Genomic DNA, 22781 nt, shown 5'->3' with positions numbered 1-22781 from the left:
ATATCTTTCTTAGTAGCTCAATCATTGTCATGATGTGCTTTCAGCATTACGTTTTTTATTATTTCGGAGTTTGATCGTGTCTCTTTCTCAATTTACTTCACAAGATGAATTCTTCATGCGGCGCGCCCTTGAGTTAGCTTCAGTTGCAGAAAGTGAAGGCGAAGTGCCTATCGGTGCTGTTTTAGTTCGTGATGGTGAGATTATTTCTGAAGGATGGAACCGCTCAATTGGTCAGCATGATGCGACGGCTCATGCCGAAGTTGAAGCGTTGCGAAAAGCCGGACAGGTATTAGAGAATTATCGTTTATTAGACACCACCTTATATGTCACGTTAGAGCCGTGCCCTATGTGTGCTGGTGCGCTTTTACACAGCCGAGTTAAACGTGTTGTGTTTGGTGCCACCGATCTTAAAGCGGGCGCAGCAGGTACCGTTTTAGACTTGTTTGAAAGCCAAGCTGCGTATCACTACGCAGAGGTTGAAAAAGGGTTGCTCGAAGATGAGTGTAAAGTCGTATTACAAGCATTTTTCAAACGTAGACGAAAAGAGATAAAGGAAAAAAAGCGGAAGTTGAAGCTAGATCTAGAAGGAAAGTCAGAAGAGTAGATAAGTTAGACGTAGAGTCTTAGTAGGGGGTATTTCAGCAAACATCTATGCTTGGATATATTGTCTTTACTTGAATATATCGCTACTGATAGATGCTTGCCTGTTTGATTAATCCATCTGTAATTGAGTATAAGTTCGGTTTCGCCAAATAATTTTCTTCTTATTATTTGATAACATACGCTTTCTACGCGTCGCTGAAACCGTTTTACTCAAACGTTTGGATTGCATTTTACGTTTCATCATAAAATACTCCTTTAAAGGTTCTTACTATTATCGTCTCAAACACGTTGGTTTGAGTCATTCAAACTTGATTACCTTACCTTTATAAAAAGTAAATGTTACGGCAATATGAATGTGTCTGAACTAAATAATATATGGGGTTTGTTCGGGTAAAATACAAGGAACCTGTAATATAAAAAGCGCACTAACTGATTAAGTTAATGCGCCTAGATAGTGAGAGTATTATTCGTTCGCTTTACTACCCTATTACTCCGTTGATGATGTCACTTCGGTATTGGAAGCATCCGAATCTTCAGAGCCTTCACCTGTATCAACACCTTCTGATGTTTCAAGCTCGGCACTTTCAGCACCCGAAACAAGCGGTGTTTCTGGTTGAATAACCGTAAGGTCATCAATATTAGATTCTGATGAAACACTTCTTTGCTCTACGTGGCCAATAATACTTTGATAATAGCGACGTATATTTTCAACGTAATTTCTTGCTTCATCACCACGAGCGAACCCGTAATAGGTCTGGCTATAATACTTCTTCTGCCTTAGCAGTGGTAAGCGGTCTTTAACATCGGCCCAAGCGTCTGGGTTGCCACCTTGTCGCTTGGTTAAGCGTCTTGCATCCATCACATGGCCAAAGCCAACGTTGTAAGAGGCCAGAGCAAACCAGATTTTCTCATGATCTGAAATACTATCAGGAATGCGATCGACCATTTTTCTTAGGTACCTCACTCCCCCCCAAACCGACTGTTCTGGGTCCAAGCGGTCAGTCACACCAACACTTTTGGCGGTAGGAAGGGTAAGCATCATCATGCCACGTACACCCGTTGGCGATCTTGCGGTTGGATTCCAGTGAGACTCCTGATAAGCCAATGCTGCAATTAAGCGCCAATCAAACTCTTCAGAGTACTGCTTAAATAGAGGTGACCATTCGGGCAGTTTGCTATCGAGGGCTCGAATAAAAGCGCGAGTATCGACATAGTCAAAACTGCCAATATGACCAATGTATTTCTCTTCGAGAGCAGCAAGTTGCCCCGATTGCTTGAGTGAGCCAAAGAATTCGATCAAGAGGGCATATAGGCTTTCATCTTCAGAGCGATTGATAAACCAAGAGATAGGTTGGTCTTCTGTAAGTTCAAAAGCGATCGCGATATCAGGGTAAATACGCTGAGACAGAGATATCTCGATGGAGTCAGCAACACTGAATCGTTGCTTCCCTTCAGACACCTGCTTTAGTAGTTCGTTGATATCGGCATCAATATCGACCGAGTATTCAAAGGTTTCATGCTGAGCTTTTAACTGGGCAAGGGTGTTTTTAAAGTGCGAATCGTCAACGATACTGACGATAGGGTTGCCATCGTTACCTTCAATTAACTTTTCTTGCCTCGCGAGTAACTGCTCAAAATTTCTTGGACGCCATTGCCCTTTTTTATACACCAACTGTTGGCTGACGTAATAATAGGCGGGTCCTGCTCTAAACTCTTTCAGGCGTTTCTCTGATTGGCTGAGACCTGCGGCTATTATGTCTATTTCGCCATTTTTGAGCGCGGGGTAGAGGCTAGACATCCGGTAGGCAGGTTTCATTTCAAGCTTAACACCAAGCTCATTTGCAAATTCTCTTACTAATTCGTAATCAAGCCCAGCAGGACCATCGGGTCCAATATAGTAAGAAAGCTGATTGTTTAGCGTGCCAACGCGTAAAACGCCACGATCGAGAATCTGTTGAAGCTCGCTTTTTGGCTCTGATTCTATTTGGCAGCCAGTAAGCATTACAGATGCAAATATAAAGGCGGCAGTCAGTTTTAGTTTCGACAGTGTGCTGTTCAACATTTTTTAAGTTCTCATACATCTAGTATCGCTTTTATATCAAAGCCTAACGGTATGGAAAAGCAGAGTTATAAAAGAATGAGCGGACCGAGTATTAATTCGTCAATTACGGTGTAATCTGAAATTGACAAAAAAAATGACGCAAACGGTTGCTTTTGGTGTTACATCACAAAAGTAATTGCTTTATAATGCGCTCGCAACGGAGAGGGGAAATCGGCATAAGTTTCAAGATTATCTTTATTATATAAAGGTAACTTGTTGAATTTATACCAATATCACCTTAATCAATTGCATAAAGAGACCTAAGCACATGAGAATTTTGCGTGGCTCCCCAGCCCTTTCTGAGTTTCGTGTTAACAAGCTTTTAGAGCTTTGTCGTGAATTAAGCTTACCAGTAACTGGTATTTATGCTGAATTTACCCACTTTGCTGATCTTACGGCAGACCTTGACGCGTCTGATGTTGAAAAATTAGAAAAGCTGCTGACTTACGGTCCTACGATTGAAGAGCATGAACCAACAGGTTTGTTGCTACTTGTAACGCCTCGTCCGGGTACCATTTCTCCTTGGTCTTCTAAATCGACCGATATCGCTAATAACTGTGGCTTAAATAAAGTCGCACGTTTAGAGCGCGGTACGGCTTATTATGTAGAGTCTTCTTCTGAGCTGACTGAACTTCAACTTGTTGAACTTAAAGCTGTCTTGCACGATCGCATGATGGAAGTCGTGTTTACTGACTTCGACGCCGCAAATGCATTGTTCCAAGTTGCAGAGCCAGCTCCTTATGCAGAAGTTGATCTTATCTCTGGTGGCCGTAAAGCCCTTGAAGTTGCGAACGTGACCCTTGGTCTTGCACTTGCTGAAGATGAAATTGATTACCTACTTGAAAGCTTTACAGAAAAGCTTGGTCGTAACCCAACTGATATTGAACTAATGATGTTTGCCCAAGCAAACTCAGAGCACTGTCGTCATAAGATTTTCAATGCAGATTGGACAATCGATGGTGTTAAGCAAGATAAATCATTGTTCAAAATGATCAAAAACACCTTCGAAGTGACGCCTGAAAACGTATTGTCGGCATATAAAGACAATGCAGCGGTAATGACAGGCTCAACTGTTGGTCGCTTCTTCCCTGATCCAGAAACGCGTGAATATAACTACCACCAAGAGAAAACACACATCTTGATGAAAGTTGAAACGCATAACCACCCAACGGCAATCTCTCCTTGGCCGGGCGCATCAACAGGTTCAGGCGGTGAAATCCGTGATGAAGGCGCAACAGGTATTGGCGGCAAACCAAAAGCGGGTTTAGTGGCGTTCTCAGTATCAAACCTTAAGATCCCGAACTTTGTTCAACCTTGGGAAACAGATTTTGGTAAGCCAAGCCGTATCGTTACTGCTTTGGATATTATGCTTGAAGGCCCTCTAGGTGGCGCAGCATTCAATAACGAATTTGGTCGTCCTAACCTTCTTGGTTACTTCCGTACTTACGAAGAGAAAGTAAACTCTCACGCAGGTGAAGAAGTACGTGGTTACCACAAGCCAATCATGCTGGCTGGTGGTCTAGGTAATATTCGTGACGACCATGTTCAGAAAAAAGAGATCCCAGTTGGCGCAAGCTTAATTGTGCTTGGTGGTCCTGCAATGAACATCGGCCTTGGTGGCGGTGCTGCTTCTTCAATGGACTCTGGTTCTTCTTCTGAAGATTTAGATTTTGCTTCAGTACAACGTGAAAACCCAGAGATGGAACGTCGTTGTCAGGAAGTGATCGACCGTTGTTGGCAACTAGGTGATGCGAACCCAATCGCATTCATTCACGATGTAGGCGCGGGTGGTATCTCAAATGCACTTCCTGAGCTAGTAGACGATGGTGAGCGTGGTGGTATCTTTAACCTACGTGACGTGCCAAACGATGAACCGGGCATGAGCCCTCTTGAAATTTGGTGTAACGAATCTCAAGAGCGTTACGTAATGGCCGTTGCTGACAAAGATATGGCAACATTTGAAGCGATTTGTAAGCGTGAACGTGCACCGTTCGCTGTGGTTGGTAAAGCAACAGAAGAGCGTGACCTTAAACTAGAAGATTCGCACTTCGACAATACGCCAATCGATATGCCAATGGACATCTTATTAGGTAAAACACCTAAGATGCACCGTGATGCGAAAACGCTGAAGGTAAATAACCCAGCAATTGATCGTTCTGGCATTGAGATGAACGAAGCGGTAGAGCGTGTTTTACGTCTTCCAACTGTTGCTGAGAAAACATTCCTTATCACTATCGGTGACCGTTCGGTAACAGGTCTTGTTGCTCGTGACCAAATGGTTGGCCCTTGGCAGGTTCCTGTTGCTAACTGCGCAGTTACTGCCGCAAGTTACGATACTTACCACGGTGAGGCGATGTCTCTTGGTGAGCGCACGCCAGTTGCTCTGTTAGATTTCGGCGCATCAGCTCGCTTAGCTGTTGGTGAAGCAATTACAAACATTGCTGCGACCAACATTGGTGATATCAAAAACATTAAGCTATCGGCTAACTGGATGTCTCCAGCGGGTCACCCGGGTGAAGACGCAGGTCTTTACGAAGCGGTTAAAGCCGTTGGTGAAGAGCTATGTCCTGCGCTTGGCCTAACTATTCCAGTTGGTAAAGACTCTATGTCGATGAAGACCAAATGGGAACAAGATGGCGAGCAGAAAGAAGTAACGTCTCCGCTTTCTCTAGTTATTACTGCGTTTGCTCGTGTTGAAGATGTTCGTAAGACGATCACTCCTCAACTGCGTACAGACAAAGGAGCTTCAAGCTTAGTACTTATCGATCTAGGCAACGGCAAAAACCGTCTAGGCGCAACAGCATTGGCACAAGTTTATAAGCAGCTTGGCGATAAACCGGCAGACGTAGACAACGCAGAGCAGCTAAAAGGCTTCTACGACGGCGTTCAAGCACTGGTTGCAAACGACCATGTTGTCGCTTACCACGATAAAGGCGATGGCGGCCTATTCGTTACGCTAGCTGAAATGGCATTTGCTGGTCACTGTGGTGTTCAAGCGAACATTGAAGCATTAGGTGAAGATACGTTAGCAGCACTATTCAACGAAGAGTTAGGTGCAGTGATTCAGGTTCGCAATGAAGAACTTGATGCAGTGAAAGCGATTCTTGCAGATAACGGCCTAGCGGCATGTTCACATGTTATTGGCTCTGTTGAAGCTTCTGACGAGTTAGTGATTAAGTCTGGCGAGCAAGCCATTGTTGAGCGTAACCGTACTGAACTACGTACTATCTGGGCTGAAACAACGCATAAGATGCAAGGCTTACGTGACAACCCAGTATGTGCAGACCAAGAGCACGAAGCGAAGAAAGACAACTCAGACCCAGGTCTAAACGTTAATCTAAGCTTTGATGTGAACGAAGATATTGCTGCTCCTTATATCAACAAGGGCGCTAAACCTAAGATGGCGATTCTTCGTGAGCAAGGCGTTAACTCTCACGTTGAGATGGCAGCGGCATTTGACCGAGCAGGCTTTGAAGCAACCGATATCCACATGAGCGATATCCTAACGGGGTCTGCAGTACTTGAAGAGTATAACGGTCTTGTTGCTTGTGGCGGTTTCTCTTACGGTGACGTACTAGGTGCTGGTGAAGGTTGGGCGAAGTCAGTTCTATTTAATGAACAAGCTCGTAACCAGTTCGAAGGTTTCTTTAAGCGTGACGATACATTCTCTCTAGGTGTATGTAACGGTTGTCAGATGCTTTCTAATCTGAAAGAGCTTATTCCTGGTGCAAACAACTGGCCACGTTTTGTTCGTAACGAATCAGAGCGCTTTGAAGCTCGTTTCAGCCTAGTTGAAGTTCAGAAGTCAGACTCTGTTTTCTTTGATGGTATGGAAGGCTCTCGTATGCCAATCGCTGTTTCACACGGTGAAGGCCGCGTAGAAGTACGTGATGGTGAGCACTTAGCTGCGATTGAAAACTCAGGTACTGTTGCTCTACGTTACGTTGATAACAACGGCAACCAAACACAACAATACCCAAGTAACCCGAATGGTTCACCAAACGCTATCACAGGCTTAACAACCACCGATGGCCGAGTAACGATTATGATGCCTCACCCAGAGCGTGTTTTCCGTACGGTTGCAAACTCATGGGCTCCAGAAGGTTGGGGTGAAAATGGTGCTTGGATGCGTATGTTCCAAAACGCACGTAAGAATGTAGGCTAATGTTTAGCTAACACAGTTCAAATCTTTATTAGAATCGTCACTCATTGAGTGGCGATTTTTTTGTGCTCTTAAAAAATAGTAGTAGATATCGTTGTATAAATTTGGGAGGTTTACGCACAAGTTGGAGTGGTTAAAGATACTTCCTGATGTTGGCTAAAGCTTGTTACCTTAACTAAGCTTAAGGCCTTGATTAAAGGAATAAGAGCACGCCACCGAGGAGCACCGTCATAATGTCCGTTTCCAACTGGAGTATGAGAACTCTCTCAGGTTTTATGTCCTTTCTAATTGTTGTGATGTTTCTATGCGCTTATTTCGCTTTTAAGTTCTTATGGTCTTATGACAAGGCGTTAGAGCAGGTAGAGAATATTCATGAAAGAGAGCTTCAACAGGTCAATACGATGTTGGATCTCGCTAAAGACGACTTGGAAGGGAAGCTTTCCGACTATGCTGCATGGGATTCTATGGCGCAATTTGCTAGTGACGGTAATGACGAGTTTCGACAAGATGATCTCAATATTCATACGCTTGTATCTATGGGTTTGGAAGGTGTGTTTGTTTTTAATAAGGAGAAGGAATCAGTCTATTCAAAGCGTTATGATCATATTCAAGAAAAAGAAGTGGTGGTGGGAAGTGAACTTCCAAGTTACTTTAATAGATTGCTGCGCAAGGCTGAAGAAAGCTCCACAGAGGAGCTTAATGCAATTACCGGGCTTATTGCGTTTGAAACGCATGCGTACATCTACTCATTATCTCGGATCTGCAATAGTGAAGCACTTGAGTGCGACAATGGCTTCGTTATATTTGTAAGCCCACTAGAGCCCGACTATTTAGAGCTTGTAGAGAAAACAACCGGGCTAAGTGTTTCTATCAAAACATTAAAAACAATACCTATTATTCATCATGAACATGGAACTTCAGCTGAGAGCTACCTTAATTATTTGGATCCGATCTCTCTTTTAAATATCAACATTCAGATAACGCACAGCATAGTAAGGCCGAAGTTTATAGAAGCAGATGAATTGAGTGTTGTCGTTGGTTTCGCATTCACGCTGTTTTTTATGAATACACTACTGGTTCACAAGTTAACAGAACCGATCAATCAAGCCCGAAAAGCCTTTATTGAATTTGCACAGCAAGGTAAAGCCTTGCCAGAAGAGAACCAATTTGTTTCGAAAGAGATGAAGCAGTTTTCCAATACAATTAATCGTCTAATTCATGAACTAGATGCAAACCGGAACGAATTAAAGTGGCAATCTGAACATGACTTTTTAACGGGACTCGCCAATAAACGTTTACTGGAAAAATTAACCACAAGGTGGGTAGATGATCCTAAGATCGCTCATTTAACGCTTTTTATGATCGATATCGACTACTTTAAGCCATATAACGACCATTATGGACACTTAGCCGGTGACCAAGCCTTAGAGCGGGTAGCAAAGAAATTAGACAAGTCTATCCTTATAGAGAATCAGGTGTTAGCACGATTTGGTGGTGAAGAGTTTTGCTTAGTGATCGCTGCATCGACACCATTTGATAGTCAAGCTATAGCGAAGCAGGTTCATAATAATATGAGAACATTGGGCATATTACATGAACATTCAAAAGTGGCTGAAACGTTAACGGTGAGTGTAGGCGGGGTACATTGTGTAAGAGGCTCTAAAGAAACGTATCAAAGCTTGGTCCATAAAGCCGATCTTGAACTATATAAAGTGAAGGATAATGGACGCAATGGCACCAGTGTAATAGAAGGAAGCTAGGTATTTAGTGAGTTCATGACCATTTGAGTTATGTTTTGATGAAAATGAATAGATAAAACAGCGGAAAATTGAATGCATTTGTGCTCTAATACCGCGCTTACCAAGGGATGGTTTTAAACGCGCTCAATATAGATAGAATTCTTAGCGTTGGGCAATCCCTGATTAATCCCTTAGGAATACGAAAATGGCTTCAAATAAAAAATTTGCTATCCGCTTAGTTGAAAAGCGTACTGGCTGGGCTGCTGAAATTACGCGCCAAGTAACATCTCGTAAAGTTGTAGTATCAAAGCGTGAACTAGGCTTTGAAACAGAAGCTGAAGCACAAGCTTGGGCTGAAAAAGAGCTAGCTGGTTTTGTGAAAAATCAAGCTGAGCGTAACGAGCGTAAAGGGAAGCAGCGACAAGAGCGTGAAGAACGCGAAGCCGCAGCTGCACGTGAAGCAGAGCAACGCAGAGAAGCTCGCCTTGCTGCTGAAGACGCAGAAGAAGAGTAACGACTCTTTTGAAATGAAAAAACCGCCTATTGAATTGGCGGTTTTTTGCTTTTAAGAGGTAACTAGCTTTTAGAAGGTCATAAGTTGAATTAACGAAACTGACCTGCATCAGGTAAGAAATCAAACCCAGCAGTGGCTAACTTAGCTTCCAATGCTGTTTTATCAATTTCGAAATAGACCGCCAGTTTATCAAGGTCACCACCAAATTCATCACGAAGCTTCATATTGACGATGCTCATAAGCATAATCGGGTCCATCGTTTCAAAATTTGAAAGATTCATTACTTGTCCTCAAAATCCGAAATCAAAAGATTTGCTGCTGCAAACGCTGCTTTTTCTCGTGTATCTTTCGATAACGTTTCATCTGCTGCAATGTCATTAAGCGCTTTAACTGCACACGAAATAGCCTTTGGTATGTATCCTTGATCTCCACTGCCAATTTGAGCGTAAAGTTCACGAACTAAGTCACAGCAACCGTATACTTGCATGTTAATTTCCTATAAATGATAGCTGCTCTCAATATACACACTGGCTAAAGCAAAAACAAAGCATGAGTTTGTTTTAGCGCAAGGTGTGTCAGTGTCTGGTTGAAAGTTAACCTTGTACCTGCTGCTCTAATTGATAAGTCACCTCAGGATCGAGGTTTAGTTGCTTACTCAACTCTTGCAAATAACTCTTTTCCATAAAGTTCTGCTCATCAACAATGAGTAGCGAAGCTAGGTAAATCTCGCTTGCTTGTTGTGGCGAATTTGCAAGTTGTGCGATGTCACTTGGGTCGAGTGGTTTATTCAATTCTTGGTGAATCAATTGTTGTACTGAGCTATCAGCGCCCATTTCTGCGACGGCTTGCTCTATACGCTGCATTTCTTGTTCGTCAACGTGTCCGTCAGATTTTGCTGCAGCTATCATGGCTTTAAGAATGAGGGTTTGGTGGCTGCTATCCGTTTCATCAAACGTCGATGATGGAGCGTTACTAGGGGAGTTTGTTGGTTGCTTAGCTTGCCAATCATTGTAAACCTTGTATGCCAAAGTTCCTAAGGCCGCTGCACCGCCAACGACGGCAACTTTAGTACCCATTTTACGTGCTTTTTTTGATCCCATGAGAGCACCAATTAAACCGCCGCCAACGGCTCCAGCTCCTAACGTTTTTAGCTTACTGTTATTTGAGCTCATTGAGCTAAGACCTGATGCGTGTTTGGCTAACTTTGTTGAACCCTGTTTAAGGATGTCAGATTTAAGCGCTTGATTGAGAAGACTAGTTAGATTCATAAATACCTCCAGTAGATATAGCTGAAGTCTAAAGTGGTATGAATGAACACAGGATTAATATTTTAAAAATTAATAAGTGAGATTTTTTAGGATGAGCTTTTGGATAATCGAAAAACAAAAAGGGCTGGCATATTGCCAACCCTTTAAAGCTAGGTAACCGTTGCTTATTTAAGTCGTTACTTACTTAAGCTGTGATTTTACATGCTCTACAATGTCCGTCATTGGGATTGCTGATTTCTCTCCAGCACGACGGTTTTTATATTCGAAGTTGCCTTCATCCATGCTGCGATCACCGATAACGATCGTGTGTGGAATGCCCACAAGTTCGATATCTTTGAACATAACGCCCGGACGCTCTTTGCGATCATCGAAAAGAACTTCAATACCCATAGCCGTTAGTTCATCGTATAACTTTTCAGCTGCTTCTTTAACGCGCTCAGATTTGTGCATGTTCATTGGAACAATAGCCACTTGGAATGGTGCGATAGCTTCTGGCCAGATGATGCCGAACTTATCATGGTTTTGCTCAATTGCTGAAGCAACAACACGTGATACACCGATACCGTAACAACCCATCTCTAGAGTTGCACTCTTACCGTTAGGACCAAGAACGTTACAGTTCATCTTCTCTGAGTAGTTTGTACCCAGTTGGAAGATGTGACCTACTTCGATACCACGTTTTAGCTGAAGCGTGCCTTGGCCACATGGGCTCAGATCGCCTTCAATAACGTTACGTAGGTCTTCTACTTGACCAAGTTCTACGTCACGTCCCCAGTTAATACCGAAGTTATGTTTACCGTCAACGTTTGCACCAGCCCCGAAGTCACTCATTACCGCAACTGTGCGATCTACGATGAATGGCAGTTCAAGACCAACAGGACCAAGCGAACCTGGACCAGCACCGATTAACGCACGAATTTCTTCTTCCGTTGCCATCTCAAGTGGAGCGGCAACCTCTTTAAGGTTCTCCGCTTTCACTTCGTTAAGTTCGTGGTCGCCACGGATAATCAGCGCAATGATATCAGCATCAACGTCGTCTGAAGCTTTAACAAAAAGCGTTTTCACTGTTTTTTCAATCGCTAAGCCGTGTTGTTCAACTAGTTCTGCAATCGTTTTTGCATTTGGCGTATCGACCAGTTCCATCTCTTGAGTTGGTGCAGCAAGTTCAGTCGTTGGTGCCAAAGCTTCAGCTTTTTCGATGTTAGCAGCGTAATCTGACTCAGAAGAGAATGCGATCAGATCTTCACCGCTTTCAGCTAATACGTGGAATTCGTGTGAAGCACTACCACCGATGGCACCAGTATCCGCTAGAACTGGGCGGTAATTAAGGCCCATGCGGTCGAATGCTTTACAGTATGCATCATGCATTGCGTCGTAAGAGTTCTGTAGACCTTCTTTGTCGATGTCGAAGCTGTATGCATCCATCATCGAGAATTCACGGGCACGCATCACACCAAAACGAGGGCGTCTTTCGTCACGGAATTTAGTTTGGATTTGGTACAAGTTTAATGGAAGCTGCTTGTAAGAGTTCACTTCGTTACGTACAAGGCTAGTGATCACTTCTTCAGCTGTTGGGCTTAGGATAAACGGACGCTCATGGCGATCAGTGAAGCGAAGCAGTTCTGCGCCCATCTTTTCAGCACGGCCAGTCTCTTCCCAAAGTTCAAAGGGTTGAACAACGGGCATCAAAGTTTCAACAGCACCTGCGTTATCGATCTCTTGGCGAACGATGTTTTCAACTTTACGTAGTACACGTAGACCAGTAGGTAGCCACGTGTATAGACCTGAAGCAAGTTTACGGACCATACCTGCACGTAGCATCAGCTGGTGGCTAATGACTTCTGCGTCGTTTGGGGTCTCTTTCAGAGTGGCAAGAAGATAGTTACTGGTGCGCATTATTATATCCGTTCATCTTAGTTGAATGCCTTTGCATAAAGCTCGCTAATTACGTGCTTTATGGTGACATTGGAAAAAGTGTTAGCCAGCAATAATAGCAGCCAAACGAGTTTGTCAAAAGTCTTCTATTGCAGTAACGGTCACTAAGTTAGCCGAAACGGTGAATTTCACATTTAAGTCGAATAGATTGACGGCGTATTCTTTATTATCAGGCTTTTTCTTTTTGTAGGCAGGGCGAGGATCTTGTGACAGCACTTGCTCGATGACCGCTGTTTTCATCTCTGAGTCTTCGAGTACTAACAGTGCTGCTTGAGCCTTTGAGCTGAATATTACTGCTACAGTCTCAGGCTCTTGTTCTGCATAACTACCAGTTGCCTCAGTAATAGCGTCAGAATAGGGGATATAAGGTTTGATATCGACGATGGGGGTTCCGTCAACAAGATCGACTCCGCCTAGGTCGATATAGACTTGATTACCTTCTTGAACAACACCGCGTATGGATACTGCCGACATACCGATTCCATTGGGGCGAAAGGTTGAGCGAGAGGCGAAGACGCCAATACGTTCATTGCCACCTAATCGAGGTGGTCGAACGGTAGGTTTCCAACCAGCAGCGAGATTTTTATCAAAGAGAAAAAGTAACCATAGGTGGCTAAAGTCGCTAAGCCCACGAACAGATTCCATGCAGTTAGCGTCGTTAAGAAGCTTTATGCGAGACGTTGCGCTCGGTACTAGCCTTGGTTGTCTTGGTACAGCAAATTTTTCGTTATAAGGCGTCTGAATAACACCGATAGGATCAATAGAATACACGCGTGACCTCACAACTTTGTCTTTTTAGTCATTCAATTGAATTTTATATGAACGCCTAATGCTTCAGGTTTATTGATGTGATGGCAGTTTAACAAAAATCCACCAAGAATAAGCAGTTAGAGTGGGCTCTCTGAGTGTTAATTACCTTTTTTTAGATAATTCATTGTGATTTTTTAGTTATAAACTCTGTGTTGGTGTTAATTTATAGTTAATAGGGCTGGCTTTTGATATTTTTTGTTACATGTTGAGCTTCAGTTTTTACAATCTGTAAAGTAATGTGCTGAATCCCTGCGTATTGACAGCGTAAGGTCAGGAAACAAAAACAAACTATAAATTACAAGCAAACACAATGGAGGGACAGATGAGTTCATCTGCTTCGATTAAACAAAACTCACCAAAAAAGCCGATCTTTACGCGCTTTCTTGATGCCGTAGAATACTTGGGGAATCTATTACCTCATCCTATTACTCTTTTTGCTATTTTCTGTGTAGCGATTCTCGTTACGTCAGGTATTGCCGGCTATTTTGAAGTGTCAGTAATAGACCCTCGCCCTGAAGGCGCAAGCGGTCGTGCTGCTGATGGTATGATTCATGTCGTAAGTTTATTGAATGCTGAAGGATTACAGCGCATCGTCACTAGCTTAGTTAGTAACTTTGTTGGCTTTGCTCCACTAGGTACGGTACTTGTTGCGCTACTAGGTGTTGCTATTGCTGAGCACTCTGGTCTTCTATCTGCTGCTATGCGCGGTATGGTAATGGGCGCTTCGAAGCGTATGGTAACGGTAGCTATCGTATTCGCTGGTATCATTTCAAATACAGCATCTGAGCTTGGTTACGTTGTTCTTATTCCTTTAGCCGCGATGATGTTCCACTCGTTAGGTCGTCACCCTCTAGCTGGTCTTGCAGCAGCGTTTGCAGGCGTATCTGGTGGTTACTCAGCTAACCTTCTTATCGGTACGGTCGATCCTCTACTGTCGGGTATTACAGAGACAGCGGCACAGATGCTAGATCCTAGCTACTCTGTAGGTCCTGAGGCGAACTGGTACTTCATGTTTGTTTCTACTTTCTTTATTACAATTGCGGGTGCATTTGTTACTGAGAAAATTGTTGAGCCTAAACTGGGTAAATACAACGAAGAAGAAGCAGCAGAAGACTTATCTAACGATTCAGTTGGTAAACTAACAGACATTGAAAAGAAAGGTCTTAAGTTTGCAGGTGTTGCTGTTCTATTAGTAAGTGCGGTACTCGCTTGGACAGTTGTTCCTGCTGATGGCATTTTACGTCACCCAGTAACTGGTGAAATTGCAGGTTCTCCATTCCTAAGAAGCATCGTAGCTTTCATCTTTGTCTTCTTTGCTATTCCGGGTTTTGTTTACGGTAGAATTGTTGGAACAATGAAGAACGACCGTGACGTTATTGATGCAATGGCTAAGTCAATGTCTTCAATGGGTCTATACATCGTTCTTGTATTCTTCGCAGCTCAGTTCGTTGCATTCTTTAGCTGGACAAATTTCGGTCAGGTATTCGCGGTTGGTGGTGCAAGCTTCCTACAGAACATCGGCCTAACAGGTCCAATGCTGTTCTTCGCATTTATCCTAATGTGTGGCTTCATTAACCTAATGATTGGTTCTGCTTCTGCACAGTGGGCAGTAACAGCACCTATCTTTGTTCCAATGTTAATGCTGGTTGGTTACGCGCCTGAGACAATTCAAGCGGCTTACCGTATCGGTGACTCAACAACGAACATCATTACTCCAATGATGAGCTACTTCGGTCTAATTCTTGCTGTTGCAACTCGCTACATGAAGAACCTAGGTATCGGTACGCTTATCTCAACCATGCTGCCTTACTCGGTAGTCTTCATGGTTGGTTGGAGCTTCATGTTCTACGTATGGGTGTTCCTACTTGGTCTACCTGTTGGCCCTGGCGCTGCGACTTACTACACGCCATAGTCCATGATTAAGATATAAATAAAAAACCTGCGAATTTCGCAGGTTTTTTTATGCTTTCTAATTAATGCTAATGGCATCTAGTTTATATAAGTAGATGTTTGAGCAAAGGATTAGCGTCGTTTAGCTAGAATACGGTCTAAGTGATTCGCAAACTCGCGTCGGTCTGTTTGAGATAGTGTCGCAGGTCCGCCTGTCTGAACACCGCTTGAACGCAGTGTATCCATAAAATCACGCATATTTAGGCGAGCTTTGATGGTCTCCGTCGTATAGAGTTCACCACGAGTATTCAGTGCTAAAGCACCTTTAGTGATCACTTCATCGGCAAGCGGGATGTCAGAGGTAATGACTAAGTCCCCAGCGTTGGTTCGACGCACAATTTCATTATCAGCAATATCGAAGCCTGCTGGCACTTGAATAGAGTGTATATTGGCACGCTTAGGTACGGGCACTACGTGGTTGGCAACAAAAGTACACTCAACACCGGTTCGTTCTGCGGCGCGTACGATAGTTTCGCGGATCACTTTTGGACACGCATCGGCATCAACCCAAATCTTCATCATTATTCTTTCTCGTTTAATTTAGCTCGTTTAATTTAGCTTCTAAAGATTCAACACGCTTGAGAAGTTGTGAAACTTGCTGCTCTAGATTTGTTATTTTATCTTGATCTGAAGTGGCGGCAGTTGCGACTTCGACCTTTGGTACTCGATTCGACGCTTTCCAGCTTTTAATCGCGGTGATCAGCGCAGGCATAGGGACTGAAGTACTCAGGCGTGCTTTGACTAACGCAACAGTCGGTTCTTTTCCTTCATGAGCAAGGCTCGATAAAACCTTGGTCAGCTCATCGGTGACATTTTGAGTTAACATCATTTTCTCCTTCCTAACTCTCTGCGGGCATCATACTTTTTATTCTGAATTTTGGCGAATCTCAAAATAGGCGCTGCCATGTGAGAGATCTCTTACAAAGCGCGTGAGATAACAGCATTTTGACTCTGCATATATGCGATGTGTTATATTTAAGTTGTTGATTTTACAGTGAGTCTATTTTATTTATCGTGAAGGAAAAAATAATTAATATTTGGATATATTGTCTAAAAACAGAAATCGCGTAAATTAGAACTTGTCGGAAGGAGTTTGACACGGAATAGGATACAACCAAGGACTTGGTTATCTTCAGGATGAAGATGTGACGGCTAGGATAGCGGTCAGCAGGAAGCGAAGGACATTGTACGGATACAACAGTTACTAGGATGGTAACTGCGAAGGAACGACAATGGACACCTCTAGGAAGAGGCTAGGACAGCATCAGGATGATGCAAAGGACACCGCTCAAGGAACAAGTGATGAGTGCTGACGAGGATAGTTAGCGATCAGGATGATTAGGACACCGCTAGGACGGCGACGTATGGAAATGCTGATGGATTCAGCCACTATTATGGATGATGCATGGAGCACTAACGAGTAGCCGGACTGCTGCGAGTAAGACTATAACCCCGATACGCAAGTGTCGGGGTTTTTCTTTTTTGCAGATAGGCTCTTTCCTTTGACAGAAAACTCAATAACAATGCTAAAAACAAACCTAGATCAATGCTCCCTATTGGTAGTTGGTTTATTTTTCGCTTCTTCAAATATGGCGTTACACGAACACCTCGAATAGTCGTTATCAAGGAATAGATATGACCATAGTAACTCGACGATTAATGTTACTTCCCTACAGCGAATCTTTGCAGTCAGAATTTCTGATGTTGAATTGCTGTGTGAAGAATCGCGCGGAAATGAACGGTCCACATACTGTTTCATCCGCAAGAGAGTTATTTGAAAGAGTTTTAAATGATTCGTCTATGTACTGTATGGCGGTTTTAGATAATTACAATCGCGAATACATCGGCCATATCTTTATTTCTCAATTAGACACAACACCTGAGTTAGGTTTTATTTTAGATAAGGCGTATTGGGGAAAGGGATTGGCAAGTGAGGCTTTAAAGGCGTTTATTCCTAAAGCGTATAGAGAGTTATCCCTGAAAAAAGTGATAGCAACCGCCAATACTCATCATACCGCTTCGATCAAGTTACTCGAAAAGCTTGGTTTCCAACGTACAGGAGAAAACCAAGACTTTCATGGGCCATATTATGAGTATGAGATTACAGCCGATGTGGTGGCAGGTGAAAGTTCATTGGCCTAAAGCCACTCATCATTAACTCTCCTTGGTAACAATCGTCTCCGAGTGATGAAAACTCAAAGTGATAGACAGTATACCAACGCCAATCTCCTTTAGGTGTTCTAACCTTATGTTGACCTAAAGCGACAGACACTAACTGTAAATCGAGCTGTTTGCATTTTCTCTCAATTGCCGCTTTCGCTAGTTCGCCCTGTCTTCGTTGCTGCCAAAAAATGAAGCAAACTAAACTTAGGCCGACAATAGCCATCAAATCACCAATCATACGCTATCCTTTCGCAGAGCTAATCAATCAAAATCATGACGAACGAGCTGATTTTTGTAATAGAAGCAGCGCGTTAGCCAATTCTTTTGATGGGTTTGAGTGTAACAGCGGCAAGATCACTAGACGCAGTTCCGGTAGCATGACTAAGTCTGAAAATAGTTGATTAAACAGATCCTGATTACCCGTCTGTGCCAGTCTAAGTAAAAACAGCTCAGCGACTTTTGGTTCAGCCAGTAAATGCCATGAGCGACCCGCAATACCGATCAGAACTTCTTGATGGCTTAAGCGAGGGCTTGCTAAAACCGATTCAACCACGGGTAATGAAATGGAACGATCTGCGCCTGATAGTGCTCGGCATAGAGCAGAGAGTAAAAACAGGTCGGGCTCATCTTTCTCAAGTTGCTTTGTCGTTAGATCGACAATGTGCGTTGCAAGTTTGTCTGATATATCTGTGTGCTCAAGTGCGCCTAGTAGAGCGTAAAGCGGTTCATTGGGTAGATGACGCAAAGCCTTACGAACCATGATTGCATTTTGTGAGTGACCGAGACGGGCACAAAGATCGGTGATGCCTTGAAGCCCAACAGTCTGCCAGTTGTCCCAACCTAGATCACCGGTGAAGTAGTGCTGAGCGTGCTCATAATACTGGCTACTAGCAAGATCCAAATCAGAGCGAATCTGACTATTAAATACCGCCATTTTGTCTTCACTTGGCTTATAGGTATATGGATTATTTGCAAGCTTCTCTTGTTGTTCTTCACTCATATCTTGGCTGATTCTAGAACCCATAGCCTCTAATACAAACTTTAAGAAATTACCGATTTCGGCTTGCTTGAGCAGTCCTCGTTCATCGAGTTCAAATTTTAAAAACCAGATCCACGGTTGTTGCTTTTCATTCCAATACGCGATCGCTAAATGTGCTTTTCGTTGTAGTGGGTAAGGGTAGGGTTGTTGCCCTTTTTCTACACGAGAGAAAGTCGTGTTCTCTATTGTTTTGATTCGGCGACCTAGATCAAAAATCTTGTATTCGCAGCCACTATTTTCAAGTAGCTCGGTAAGTGTATGAATAAGTTCCATGGAAAAATTGACCTTAAGTTTCTTTGCTTATTACATGGTATCCTAGCGCGTAATTTCAAGGTCCCAACGTAAAATTCAGAGTGATTAATGACCCAATCTGCACAACTTCTTCTGTTGCTTGACGAGTTACAGCGAGAGCTTTCGGAAAAACAGCTTTGGCAAGGTGAAATGCCGAGTCAAACAGCGTTAGAAAGCCAGCAACCTTTCGCCTTAGATACACTTGAACCTGAGCAGTGGTTACAGTGGATTTTTATCCCTAAAATAAAAATGCTGATGCAGAAAGGTAGTCCATTGCCAAAGGGCTTTTCCATTGCGCCTTACTTTGAGCAAGCGTGGCAAGACAAACCACAATTTCAAGCCATTATTCGAGTGACACAAAAAATAGATAAGGTGTGCCAGTAATGTTAGAGATAATCTTTCAAGATGAGTATTTGGTTGCGGTTAATAAGCCCGCGGGAATGTTGGTGCACAGAAGCTGGCTAGATAAACACGAAACACAGTTTGTGATGCAAACATTGCGCGATCAAATTGGTCAGCATGTATTCCCGCTGCACCGATTAGACCGACCGACTTCTGGTGTTCTTGTTTTTGCCCTATCAAGTGAAGTGGCTTCGCAAGTGATGCCGATGTTTGCTAATCATGAGATGGAAAAGACTTATCACGCTATCGTTCGTGGTTGGATAGAAGAAGGTGGCGTTTTAGATTATCCGCTTAAAGTTGAGCTTGATAAAATAGCCGATAAATTTGCAGCCAAAGACAAAGAGCCTCAAGAGGCGGTTACTGCATATCAGCCAATCGCGAAAGTGGAAGTTCCGTTTTCTACTGGGAAGTTCCCGACGAGTCGTTACTGCTTAATGGAAATGAAACCACAGACAGGGCGTAAACATCAGTTACGTCGTCATATGGCGCACCTGAGGCACCCTATTGTCGGTGACACGAGCCATGGTGATGGGAAACACAATCGACTGTTTAGAGAAAACTACGATGCCTATCAATTGATGCTGCACGCTTCTGAATTGAGCTTTATTCACCCATTTACTAAAAAAGAGTTAGTGCTCAAAGCGAGATTTGATGAAACTTGGCAAGGGCTGATGTCTAAGTTTGGTTGGGAAGTTGGAAGATAAATTCTCTGTATAAAAGTGCGCCACTGATCGCAAGCTAATCATTCTGCCACAAGAAGCCATAATATTTGTGTTTAACTCATGAAAAATAAGGGGTTAAGCACATGCGAAAAACTTATCTCTATCTGATTTTTGTTCTTTTTCTTTCCGGCTGTGAACCCGCAGATATTCACATTGAGTCTCTATCCGAACCATTTCAACATGTAGTGGAGGATCTTGATGCGAATAAAGCCAATAATCTTCATAGCTTGATAATTTGGCAAGACGGTCAGACACTGGTTGAGCTATATAGAACTGCACCGGGCAGAGAGCGTGACTATAAAACGCCGGCGCTAAAGGTTGGCGTTGATGAACTTCATAATCTCCATTCAGTGACGAAATCGTTTGTCGCTACGCTGATTTTTATTGCCATCGACGAAGGAAAGATAGCTGGATTAGATCAAGCTGCATTTTCATTTTATCCTGAGTACCAAGAGTTAGACCTTGAGAAAAAAATGACGATTACGATCGGTGATTTACTCAATATGTCATCGGGGTTTCCACTGAATGAGCTCATTTCTGAAAGCTACCAAACAACGGCTAATCATTTTAATCGTCACTATTTAGCAAAAGACCTCGATCAATTGATGTTTAACCTTAATGTAGTTTTCGATCCCGGTAGCAAGTTTTCTTATAGTGGTTTTTCTACAGTGATGTTATCTAGGATTGTAGAGAGAGTGTATGACGGGGAAGCTTTTAATAAATTAATGAAAAAAAAGCTGTTTGATCCACTGGGCATAACACAATATGAGTGGATGAGCCAACATGGCAGTAATGTTGCTGGTGCGGACTGGGGACTTCGTTTGACGTCTAGAGATTTATTGAAATTTGGTCAGTTATATCTAAATCAAGGTAAGTGGGATGGTCATACGATATTTTCTGATCAATGGATAAGCCGCGTGGAATCGCCAGTATTTGGCTTGTATCCAAGTAGTTATGGTATGCACTTTTGGCAGCCTGGTTTGATCCCTAATTCCTATGCCGCTATTGGTATTGGAGAGCAATATGTCATCATCATTCCATCTAAAAAATCAGTGATTATTGCCACTGGAGGGAATTATGATGTGGGCGGCCCAACATTGAAATACTTATCTAAATTAGCGTCGGTACTGTAGCCCTTCTTTACTGAAACCAAAGGGCTATAAAACAAAAAACGAAGCACAAAGCTCCGTTTTCAAATTGGCCTAGCAGTGCTAATTACTTTTCTAAGTAATTGCCGATCGATTTCTCAATGCCATCTGCATCTAACCCAAGGTCAGCATAGAGTTCTTGCTGTGACCCCTGTGGAATAAACTTATCAGGAATACCAAGGTTTAATACTGGCTTGATGATTTTCTCGCTCATCATGTATTCAATTACACCAGCACCGGCACCACCGGCAATAGCATTTTCTTCAAGAGTAACGAGCACATCATGATTTGCTGCTAGTTCGGTGATCAAAGCTTCATCAAGAGGCTTTACAAAACGCATATCAGCAACCGTTGCGTTGAGTTTACCTGCAGCTTCTAACGCTTCAGGTAGGAAAGTTCCGAAGTTTAGAATCGCGACTTTCTCACCTTGGCGAAGCATGCGGCCTTTGCCTATTTCAAGCGTAGTAAATTCAGATTGAATATCGCTCCCCATACCGCTTCCACGAGGGTAGCGCACAGCACTTGGACCCGTATGTTGATGACCGGTGTATAGCATTTGACGACATTCATTTTCGTCACTTGGCGTCATGATGGTCATATTGGGGATACAACGCATAAAGCTTAAATCAAACGCACCTTGGTGAGTTTGACCGTCGGCCCCAACGAGTCCTGCACGGTCAATGGCAAACATGACTGGAAGATCCATGATTGCGACATCGTGAATCAGTTGATCATAACCACGCTGTAAGAATGTGGAGTAGATAGCCACAATCGGTTTATCACCCGCAATCGCCATTCCTGTCGCAAGAGTTACAGCATGTTGCTCTGCGATGGCTACGTCAAAGAACTGTTCCGGATACTCTTTAGCAAAGCGCACCATGCCAGAACCTTCTCTCATTGCTGGCGTAATCGCCATCAATTTAGGGTCTTGCGCGGCCATATCACACAGGAAATCACCAAATATCTTAGAGAATGTTGGTTTTGAACTGTTGCTCTTAGGCAAGCTTGAGTGACTAGGGTCGAACTTAGGCACACCATGATAACCAATAGGATCTTTTTCAGCAGGCTCATAGCCTTTGCCTTTTTTGGTCATTATGTGCAGGAACTGCGGACCTTTAAGTCCACGCATGTTTTTCAGTGTTTTGATTAGCTCGTTAACGTCATGTCCATCAACTGGGCCAATATAATTAAAGCCAAGCTCTTCAAACAGCGTGCCAGGAACTACCATTCCTTTTAGGTGTTCTTCAGTACGACGAACAAGCTCTTTGATTGGCGGAACACCAGAAAGCACCTTCTTGCCACCTTCACGAATAGAGGTGTAAAGGCTACCAGATAGAACTTGAGCGAGATGGTTATTAAGAGCGCCAACGTTCTCGGAGATCGACATTTCATTGTCATTTAGTACAACAAGCATATCGGAATGAACATCACCTGCGTGATTCATCGCTTCAAAGGCCATGCCTGCGGTAATGGCACCATCACCAATAACACTAACGACTTTACGGCCTTTATTCTCTTTTTCTGCACTAATTGCCATCCCTAAGGCGGCACTGATTGAGGTCGAAGAGTGACCGACTGAAAGGGTGTCAAACTCACTCTCTTCACGCCAAGGGAATGGGTGTAGTCCATCTTTTTGGCGGATAGTTGAAAGCTGATCACGACGACCGGTAAGAATCTTATGCGGATAAGCTTGATGGCCAACATCCCAGATCAGCTGATCAAATGGAGTGTTGTAGACATAGTGCAATGCAACCGTTAACTCAACAGTACCAAGGCCTGATGCTAAATGGCCACTAGATTGGCTCACTGAGTTCAATAGGTAAGTACGAAGCTCATCACACAGCTTTGGCAGTGTTTCGCGTGGAAGGCTACGTAGTTCATCTGGCATATCTGCCAGTGATAATGTTGGATATTTTGAAATATCAAGAGTCATA

21 protein-coding genes are annotated in these 22781 nt (G+C 43.3%); 9 read left to right on the top strand and 12 right to left on the bottom strand.

The window, feature by feature from the left end; translation table 11 throughout:
• The first annotated feature begins 76 nt into the window (after positions 1-76).
• Positions 77-604, top strand: a complete 528-nt coding sequence (tadA, locus tag L4D20_RS21250) for a tRNA adenosine(34) deaminase TadA (protein WP_428803596.1) — start codon at positions 77-79, stop codon at positions 602-604.
• Positions 605-712: 108 nt separating this feature from the next.
• Here the strand turns inward: tadA and L4D20_RS21245 are convergent, their stop codons facing one another.
• Positions 713-847, bottom strand: coding sequence for a hypothetical protein (locus L4D20_RS21245; protein ID WP_428803595.1), 135 nt, complete (start codon positions 845-847; stop codon positions 713-715).
• Between the two features lie 243 nt (positions 848-1090).
• Complete coding sequence (gene mltF, locus L4D20_RS21240; RefSeq protein ID WP_428803594.1) at positions 1091-2665, bottom strand: membrane-bound lytic murein transglycosylase MltF; 1575 nt, start codon at positions 2663-2665, stop codon at positions 1091-1093.
• 307 nt (positions 2666-2972) lie between these two features.
• On the opposite strand from mltF, the gene purL reads away from it, so the two are divergent.
• The 3 genes from purL (at position 2973) to L4D20_RS21225 (ending at position 9119) form a co-directional block, all read left to right on the top strand.
• A complete protein-coding gene (purL, locus tag L4D20_RS21235; protein ID WP_428803593.1) occupies positions 2973-6869 on the top strand; it encodes a phosphoribosylformylglycinamidine synthase in 3897 nt (1298 codons plus the stop codon).
• 230 nt (positions 6870-7099) lie between these two features.
• Positions 7100-8626 (top strand): sensor domain-containing diguanylate cyclase, encoded by a 1527-nt coding sequence (locus L4D20_RS21230; protein ID WP_428803592.1) that lies wholly within the window; start codon positions 7100-7102, stop codon positions 8624-8626.
• A 184-nt stretch (positions 8627-8810) separates the two neighbouring features.
• The gene (locus tag L4D20_RS21225) at positions 8811-9119 is read left to right on the top strand and encodes a DUF3622 domain-containing protein (protein WP_428803591.1); all 309 of its coding nucleotides are present in this window, start codon (positions 8811-8813) and stop codon (positions 9117-9119) included.
• 89 nt (positions 9120-9208) lie between these two features.
• Here L4D20_RS21225 and L4D20_RS21220 read toward each other — a convergent pair whose 3' ends face one another.
• From L4D20_RS21220 to tsaA, 5 genes are all read right to left on the bottom strand, one after another.
• On the bottom strand, positions 9209-9400 hold the full coding sequence (locus tag L4D20_RS21220; RefSeq protein ID WP_428803590.1) for a DUF4250 domain-containing protein: 192 nt from the start codon (positions 9398-9400) through the stop codon (positions 9209-9211).
• Positions 9400-9606 (bottom strand): YaeP family protein, encoded by a 207-nt coding sequence (locus L4D20_RS21215; RefSeq protein WP_428803589.1) that lies wholly within the window; start codon positions 9604-9606, stop codon positions 9400-9402. The genes L4D20_RS21220 and L4D20_RS21215 overlap by 1 nt, the downstream gene beginning before the upstream one ends.
• 106 nt (positions 9607-9712) lie before the next feature.
• Positions 9713-10387, bottom strand: coding sequence for a tellurite resistance TerB family protein (locus L4D20_RS21210; RefSeq protein ID WP_428803588.1), 675 nt, complete (start codon positions 10385-10387; stop codon positions 9713-9715).
• 180 nt (positions 10388-10567) lie between these two features.
• Positions 10568-12283, bottom strand: a complete 1716-nt coding sequence (locus L4D20_RS21205; protein ID WP_428803587.1) for a proline--tRNA ligase — start codon at positions 12281-12283, stop codon at positions 10568-10570.
• 114 nt (positions 12284-12397) lie between these two features.
• Entirely contained in the window at positions 12398-13093 is a 696-nt protein-coding gene (tsaA, locus tag L4D20_RS21200; protein ID WP_428803586.1) for a tRNA (N6-threonylcarbamoyladenosine(37)-N6)-methyltransferase TrmO, read from the bottom strand.
• Between the two features lie 361 nt (positions 13094-13454).
• On the opposite strand from tsaA, the gene L4D20_RS21195 reads away from it, so the two are divergent.
• The gene (locus tag L4D20_RS21195; RefSeq protein WP_428803585.1) at positions 13455-15044 is read left to right on the top strand and encodes an AbgT family transporter; all 1590 of its coding nucleotides are present in this window, start codon (positions 13455-13457) and stop codon (positions 15042-15044) included.
• A 110-nt stretch (positions 15045-15154) separates the two neighbouring features.
• On the opposite strand, the gene L4D20_RS21190 is transcribed toward L4D20_RS21195, so the two are convergent.
• Complete coding sequence (locus L4D20_RS21190; protein WP_428803658.1) at positions 15155-15601, bottom strand: YaiI/YqxD family protein; 447 nt, start codon at positions 15599-15601, stop codon at positions 15155-15157.
• A gap of 16 nt (positions 15602-15617) precedes the next feature.
• Entirely contained in the window at positions 15618-15908 is a 291-nt protein-coding gene (locus L4D20_RS21185; RefSeq protein ID WP_428803657.1) for a hypothetical protein, read from the bottom strand.
• A gap of 809 nt (positions 15909-16717) precedes the next feature.
• Here L4D20_RS21185 and L4D20_RS21180 point away from each other — a divergent pair.
• Entirely contained in the window at positions 16718-17224 is a 507-nt protein-coding gene (locus L4D20_RS21180; protein WP_428803584.1) for a GNAT family N-acetyltransferase, read from the top strand.
• Here the strand turns inward: L4D20_RS21180 and L4D20_RS21175 are convergent.
• Entirely contained in the window at positions 17184-17483 is a 300-nt protein-coding gene (locus L4D20_RS21175; RefSeq protein ID WP_428803583.1) for a DUF3301 domain-containing protein, read from the bottom strand. The two genes, L4D20_RS21180 and L4D20_RS21175, sit on opposite strands and share 41 nt — an antisense overlap.
• Before the next feature lie 33 nt (positions 17484-17516).
• On the bottom strand, positions 17517-18557 hold the full coding sequence (locus L4D20_RS21170) for a DUF3549 family protein (protein WP_428803582.1): 1041 nt from the start codon (positions 18555-18557) through the stop codon (positions 17517-17519).
• Positions 18558-18644: 87 nt separating this feature from the next.
• Between L4D20_RS21170 and L4D20_RS21165 the strand changes: the two genes are divergently transcribed.
• The 3 genes from L4D20_RS21165 to L4D20_RS21155 all read left to right on the top strand — a co-directional run bounded on the left by L4D20_RS21165 (position 18645) and on the right by L4D20_RS21155 (position 20832).
• Positions 18645-18959, top strand: a complete 315-nt coding sequence (locus tag L4D20_RS21165; RefSeq protein WP_428803581.1) for a YqcC family protein — start codon at positions 18645-18647, stop codon at positions 18957-18959.
• The gene (truC, locus tag L4D20_RS21160; protein ID WP_428803580.1) at positions 18959-19681 is read left to right on the top strand and encodes a tRNA pseudouridine(65) synthase TruC; all 723 of its coding nucleotides are present in this window, start codon (positions 18959-18961) and stop codon (positions 19679-19681) included. Before L4D20_RS21165 ends, truC begins: the two co-directional genes overlap by 1 nt.
• 101 nt (positions 19682-19782) lie before the next feature.
• Positions 19783-20832, top strand: a complete 1050-nt coding sequence (locus tag L4D20_RS21155) for a serine hydrolase domain-containing protein (RefSeq protein ID WP_428803579.1) — start codon at positions 19783-19785, stop codon at positions 20830-20832.
• Between the two features lie 82 nt (positions 20833-20914).
• Here L4D20_RS21155 and dxs read toward each other — a convergent pair whose 3' ends face one another.
• Positions 20915-22780 carry a 1-deoxy-D-xylulose-5-phosphate synthase gene (dxs, locus tag L4D20_RS21150; RefSeq protein ID WP_428803578.1) on the bottom strand — a complete coding sequence of 622 codons (1866 nt, stop codon included), beginning with the start codon at positions 22778-22780 and terminating at the stop codon, positions 20915-20917.
• Position 22781: the final 1 nt, after the last annotated feature.

This window comes from Vibrio kyushuensis (genome assembly GCF_050337325.1).
In the GTDB taxonomy this organism is placed as follows: Bacteria; Pseudomonadota; Gammaproteobacteria; order Enterobacterales; family Vibrionaceae; genus Vibrio; species Vibrio kyushuensis.
This window is presented reverse-complemented; position numbering and strand designations above follow the sequence as displayed.

Excerpts from the sequence above, each read along its gene's own strand:
- L4D20_RS21245 (WP_428803595.1), bottom strand. The coding sequence starts at position 847 with ATGATGAAACGTAAAATGCAATCCAAACGTTTGAGTAAAACGGTTTCA.
- mltF (WP_428803594.1), bottom strand. The coding sequence starts at position 2,665 with ATGTTGAACAGCACACTGTCGAAACTAAAACTGACTGCCGCCTTTATA.
- purL (WP_428803593.1), top strand. The coding sequence starts at position 2,973 with ATGAGAATTTTGCGTGGCTCCCCAGCCCTTTCTGAGTTTCGTGTTAAC.
- L4D20_RS21230 (WP_428803592.1), top strand. The coding sequence starts at position 7,100 with ATGTCCGTTTCCAACTGGAGTATGAGAACTCTCTCAGGTTTTATGTCC.
- L4D20_RS21225 (WP_428803591.1), top strand. The coding sequence starts at position 8,811 with ATGGCTTCAAATAAAAAATTTGCTATCCGCTTAGTTGAAAAGCGTACT.
- L4D20_RS21220 (WP_428803590.1), bottom strand. The coding sequence starts at position 9,400 with ATGAATCTTTCAAATTTTGAAACGATGGACCCGATTATGCTTATGAGC.
- L4D20_RS21215 (WP_428803589.1), bottom strand. The coding sequence starts at position 9,606 with ATGCAAGTATACGGTTGCTGTGACTTAGTTCGTGAACTTTACGCTCAA.
- L4D20_RS21210 (WP_428803588.1), bottom strand. The coding sequence starts at position 10,387 with ATGAATCTAACTAGTCTTCTCAATCAAGCGCTTAAATCTGACATCCTT.
- L4D20_RS21205 (WP_428803587.1), bottom strand. The coding sequence starts at position 12,283 with ATGCGCACCAGTAACTATCTTCTTGCCACTCTGAAAGAGACCCCAAAC.
- L4D20_RS21195 (WP_428803585.1), top strand. The coding sequence starts at position 13,455 with ATGAGTTCATCTGCTTCGATTAAACAAAACTCACCAAAAAAGCCGATC.
- L4D20_RS21190 (WP_428803658.1), bottom strand. The coding sequence starts at position 15,601 with ATGAAGATTTGGGTTGATGCCGATGCGTGTCCAAAAGTGATCCGCGAA.
- L4D20_RS21185 (WP_428803657.1), bottom strand. The coding sequence starts at position 15,908 with ATGTTAACTCAAAATGTCACCGATGAGCTGACCAAGGTTTTATCGAGC.
- L4D20_RS21180 (WP_428803584.1), top strand. The coding sequence starts at position 16,718 with ATGACCATAGTAACTCGACGATTAATGTTACTTCCCTACAGCGAATCT.
- L4D20_RS21175 (WP_428803583.1), bottom strand. The coding sequence starts at position 17,483 with ATGATTGGTGATTTGATGGCTATTGTCGGCCTAAGTTTAGTTTGCTTC.
- L4D20_RS21170 (WP_428803582.1), bottom strand. The coding sequence starts at position 18,557 with ATGGAACTTATTCATACACTTACCGAGCTACTTGAAAATAGTGGCTGC.
- L4D20_RS21165 (WP_428803581.1), top strand. The coding sequence starts at position 18,645 with ATGACCCAATCTGCACAACTTCTTCTGTTGCTTGACGAGTTACAGCGA.
- truC (WP_428803580.1), top strand. The coding sequence starts at position 18,959 with ATGTTAGAGATAATCTTTCAAGATGAGTATTTGGTTGCGGTTAATAAG.
- L4D20_RS21155 (WP_428803579.1), top strand. The coding sequence starts at position 19,783 with ATGCGAAAAACTTATCTCTATCTGATTTTTGTTCTTTTTCTTTCCGGC.
- dxs (WP_428803578.1), bottom strand. The coding sequence starts at position 22,780 with ATGACTCTTGATATTTCAAAATATCCAACATTATCACTGGCAGATATG.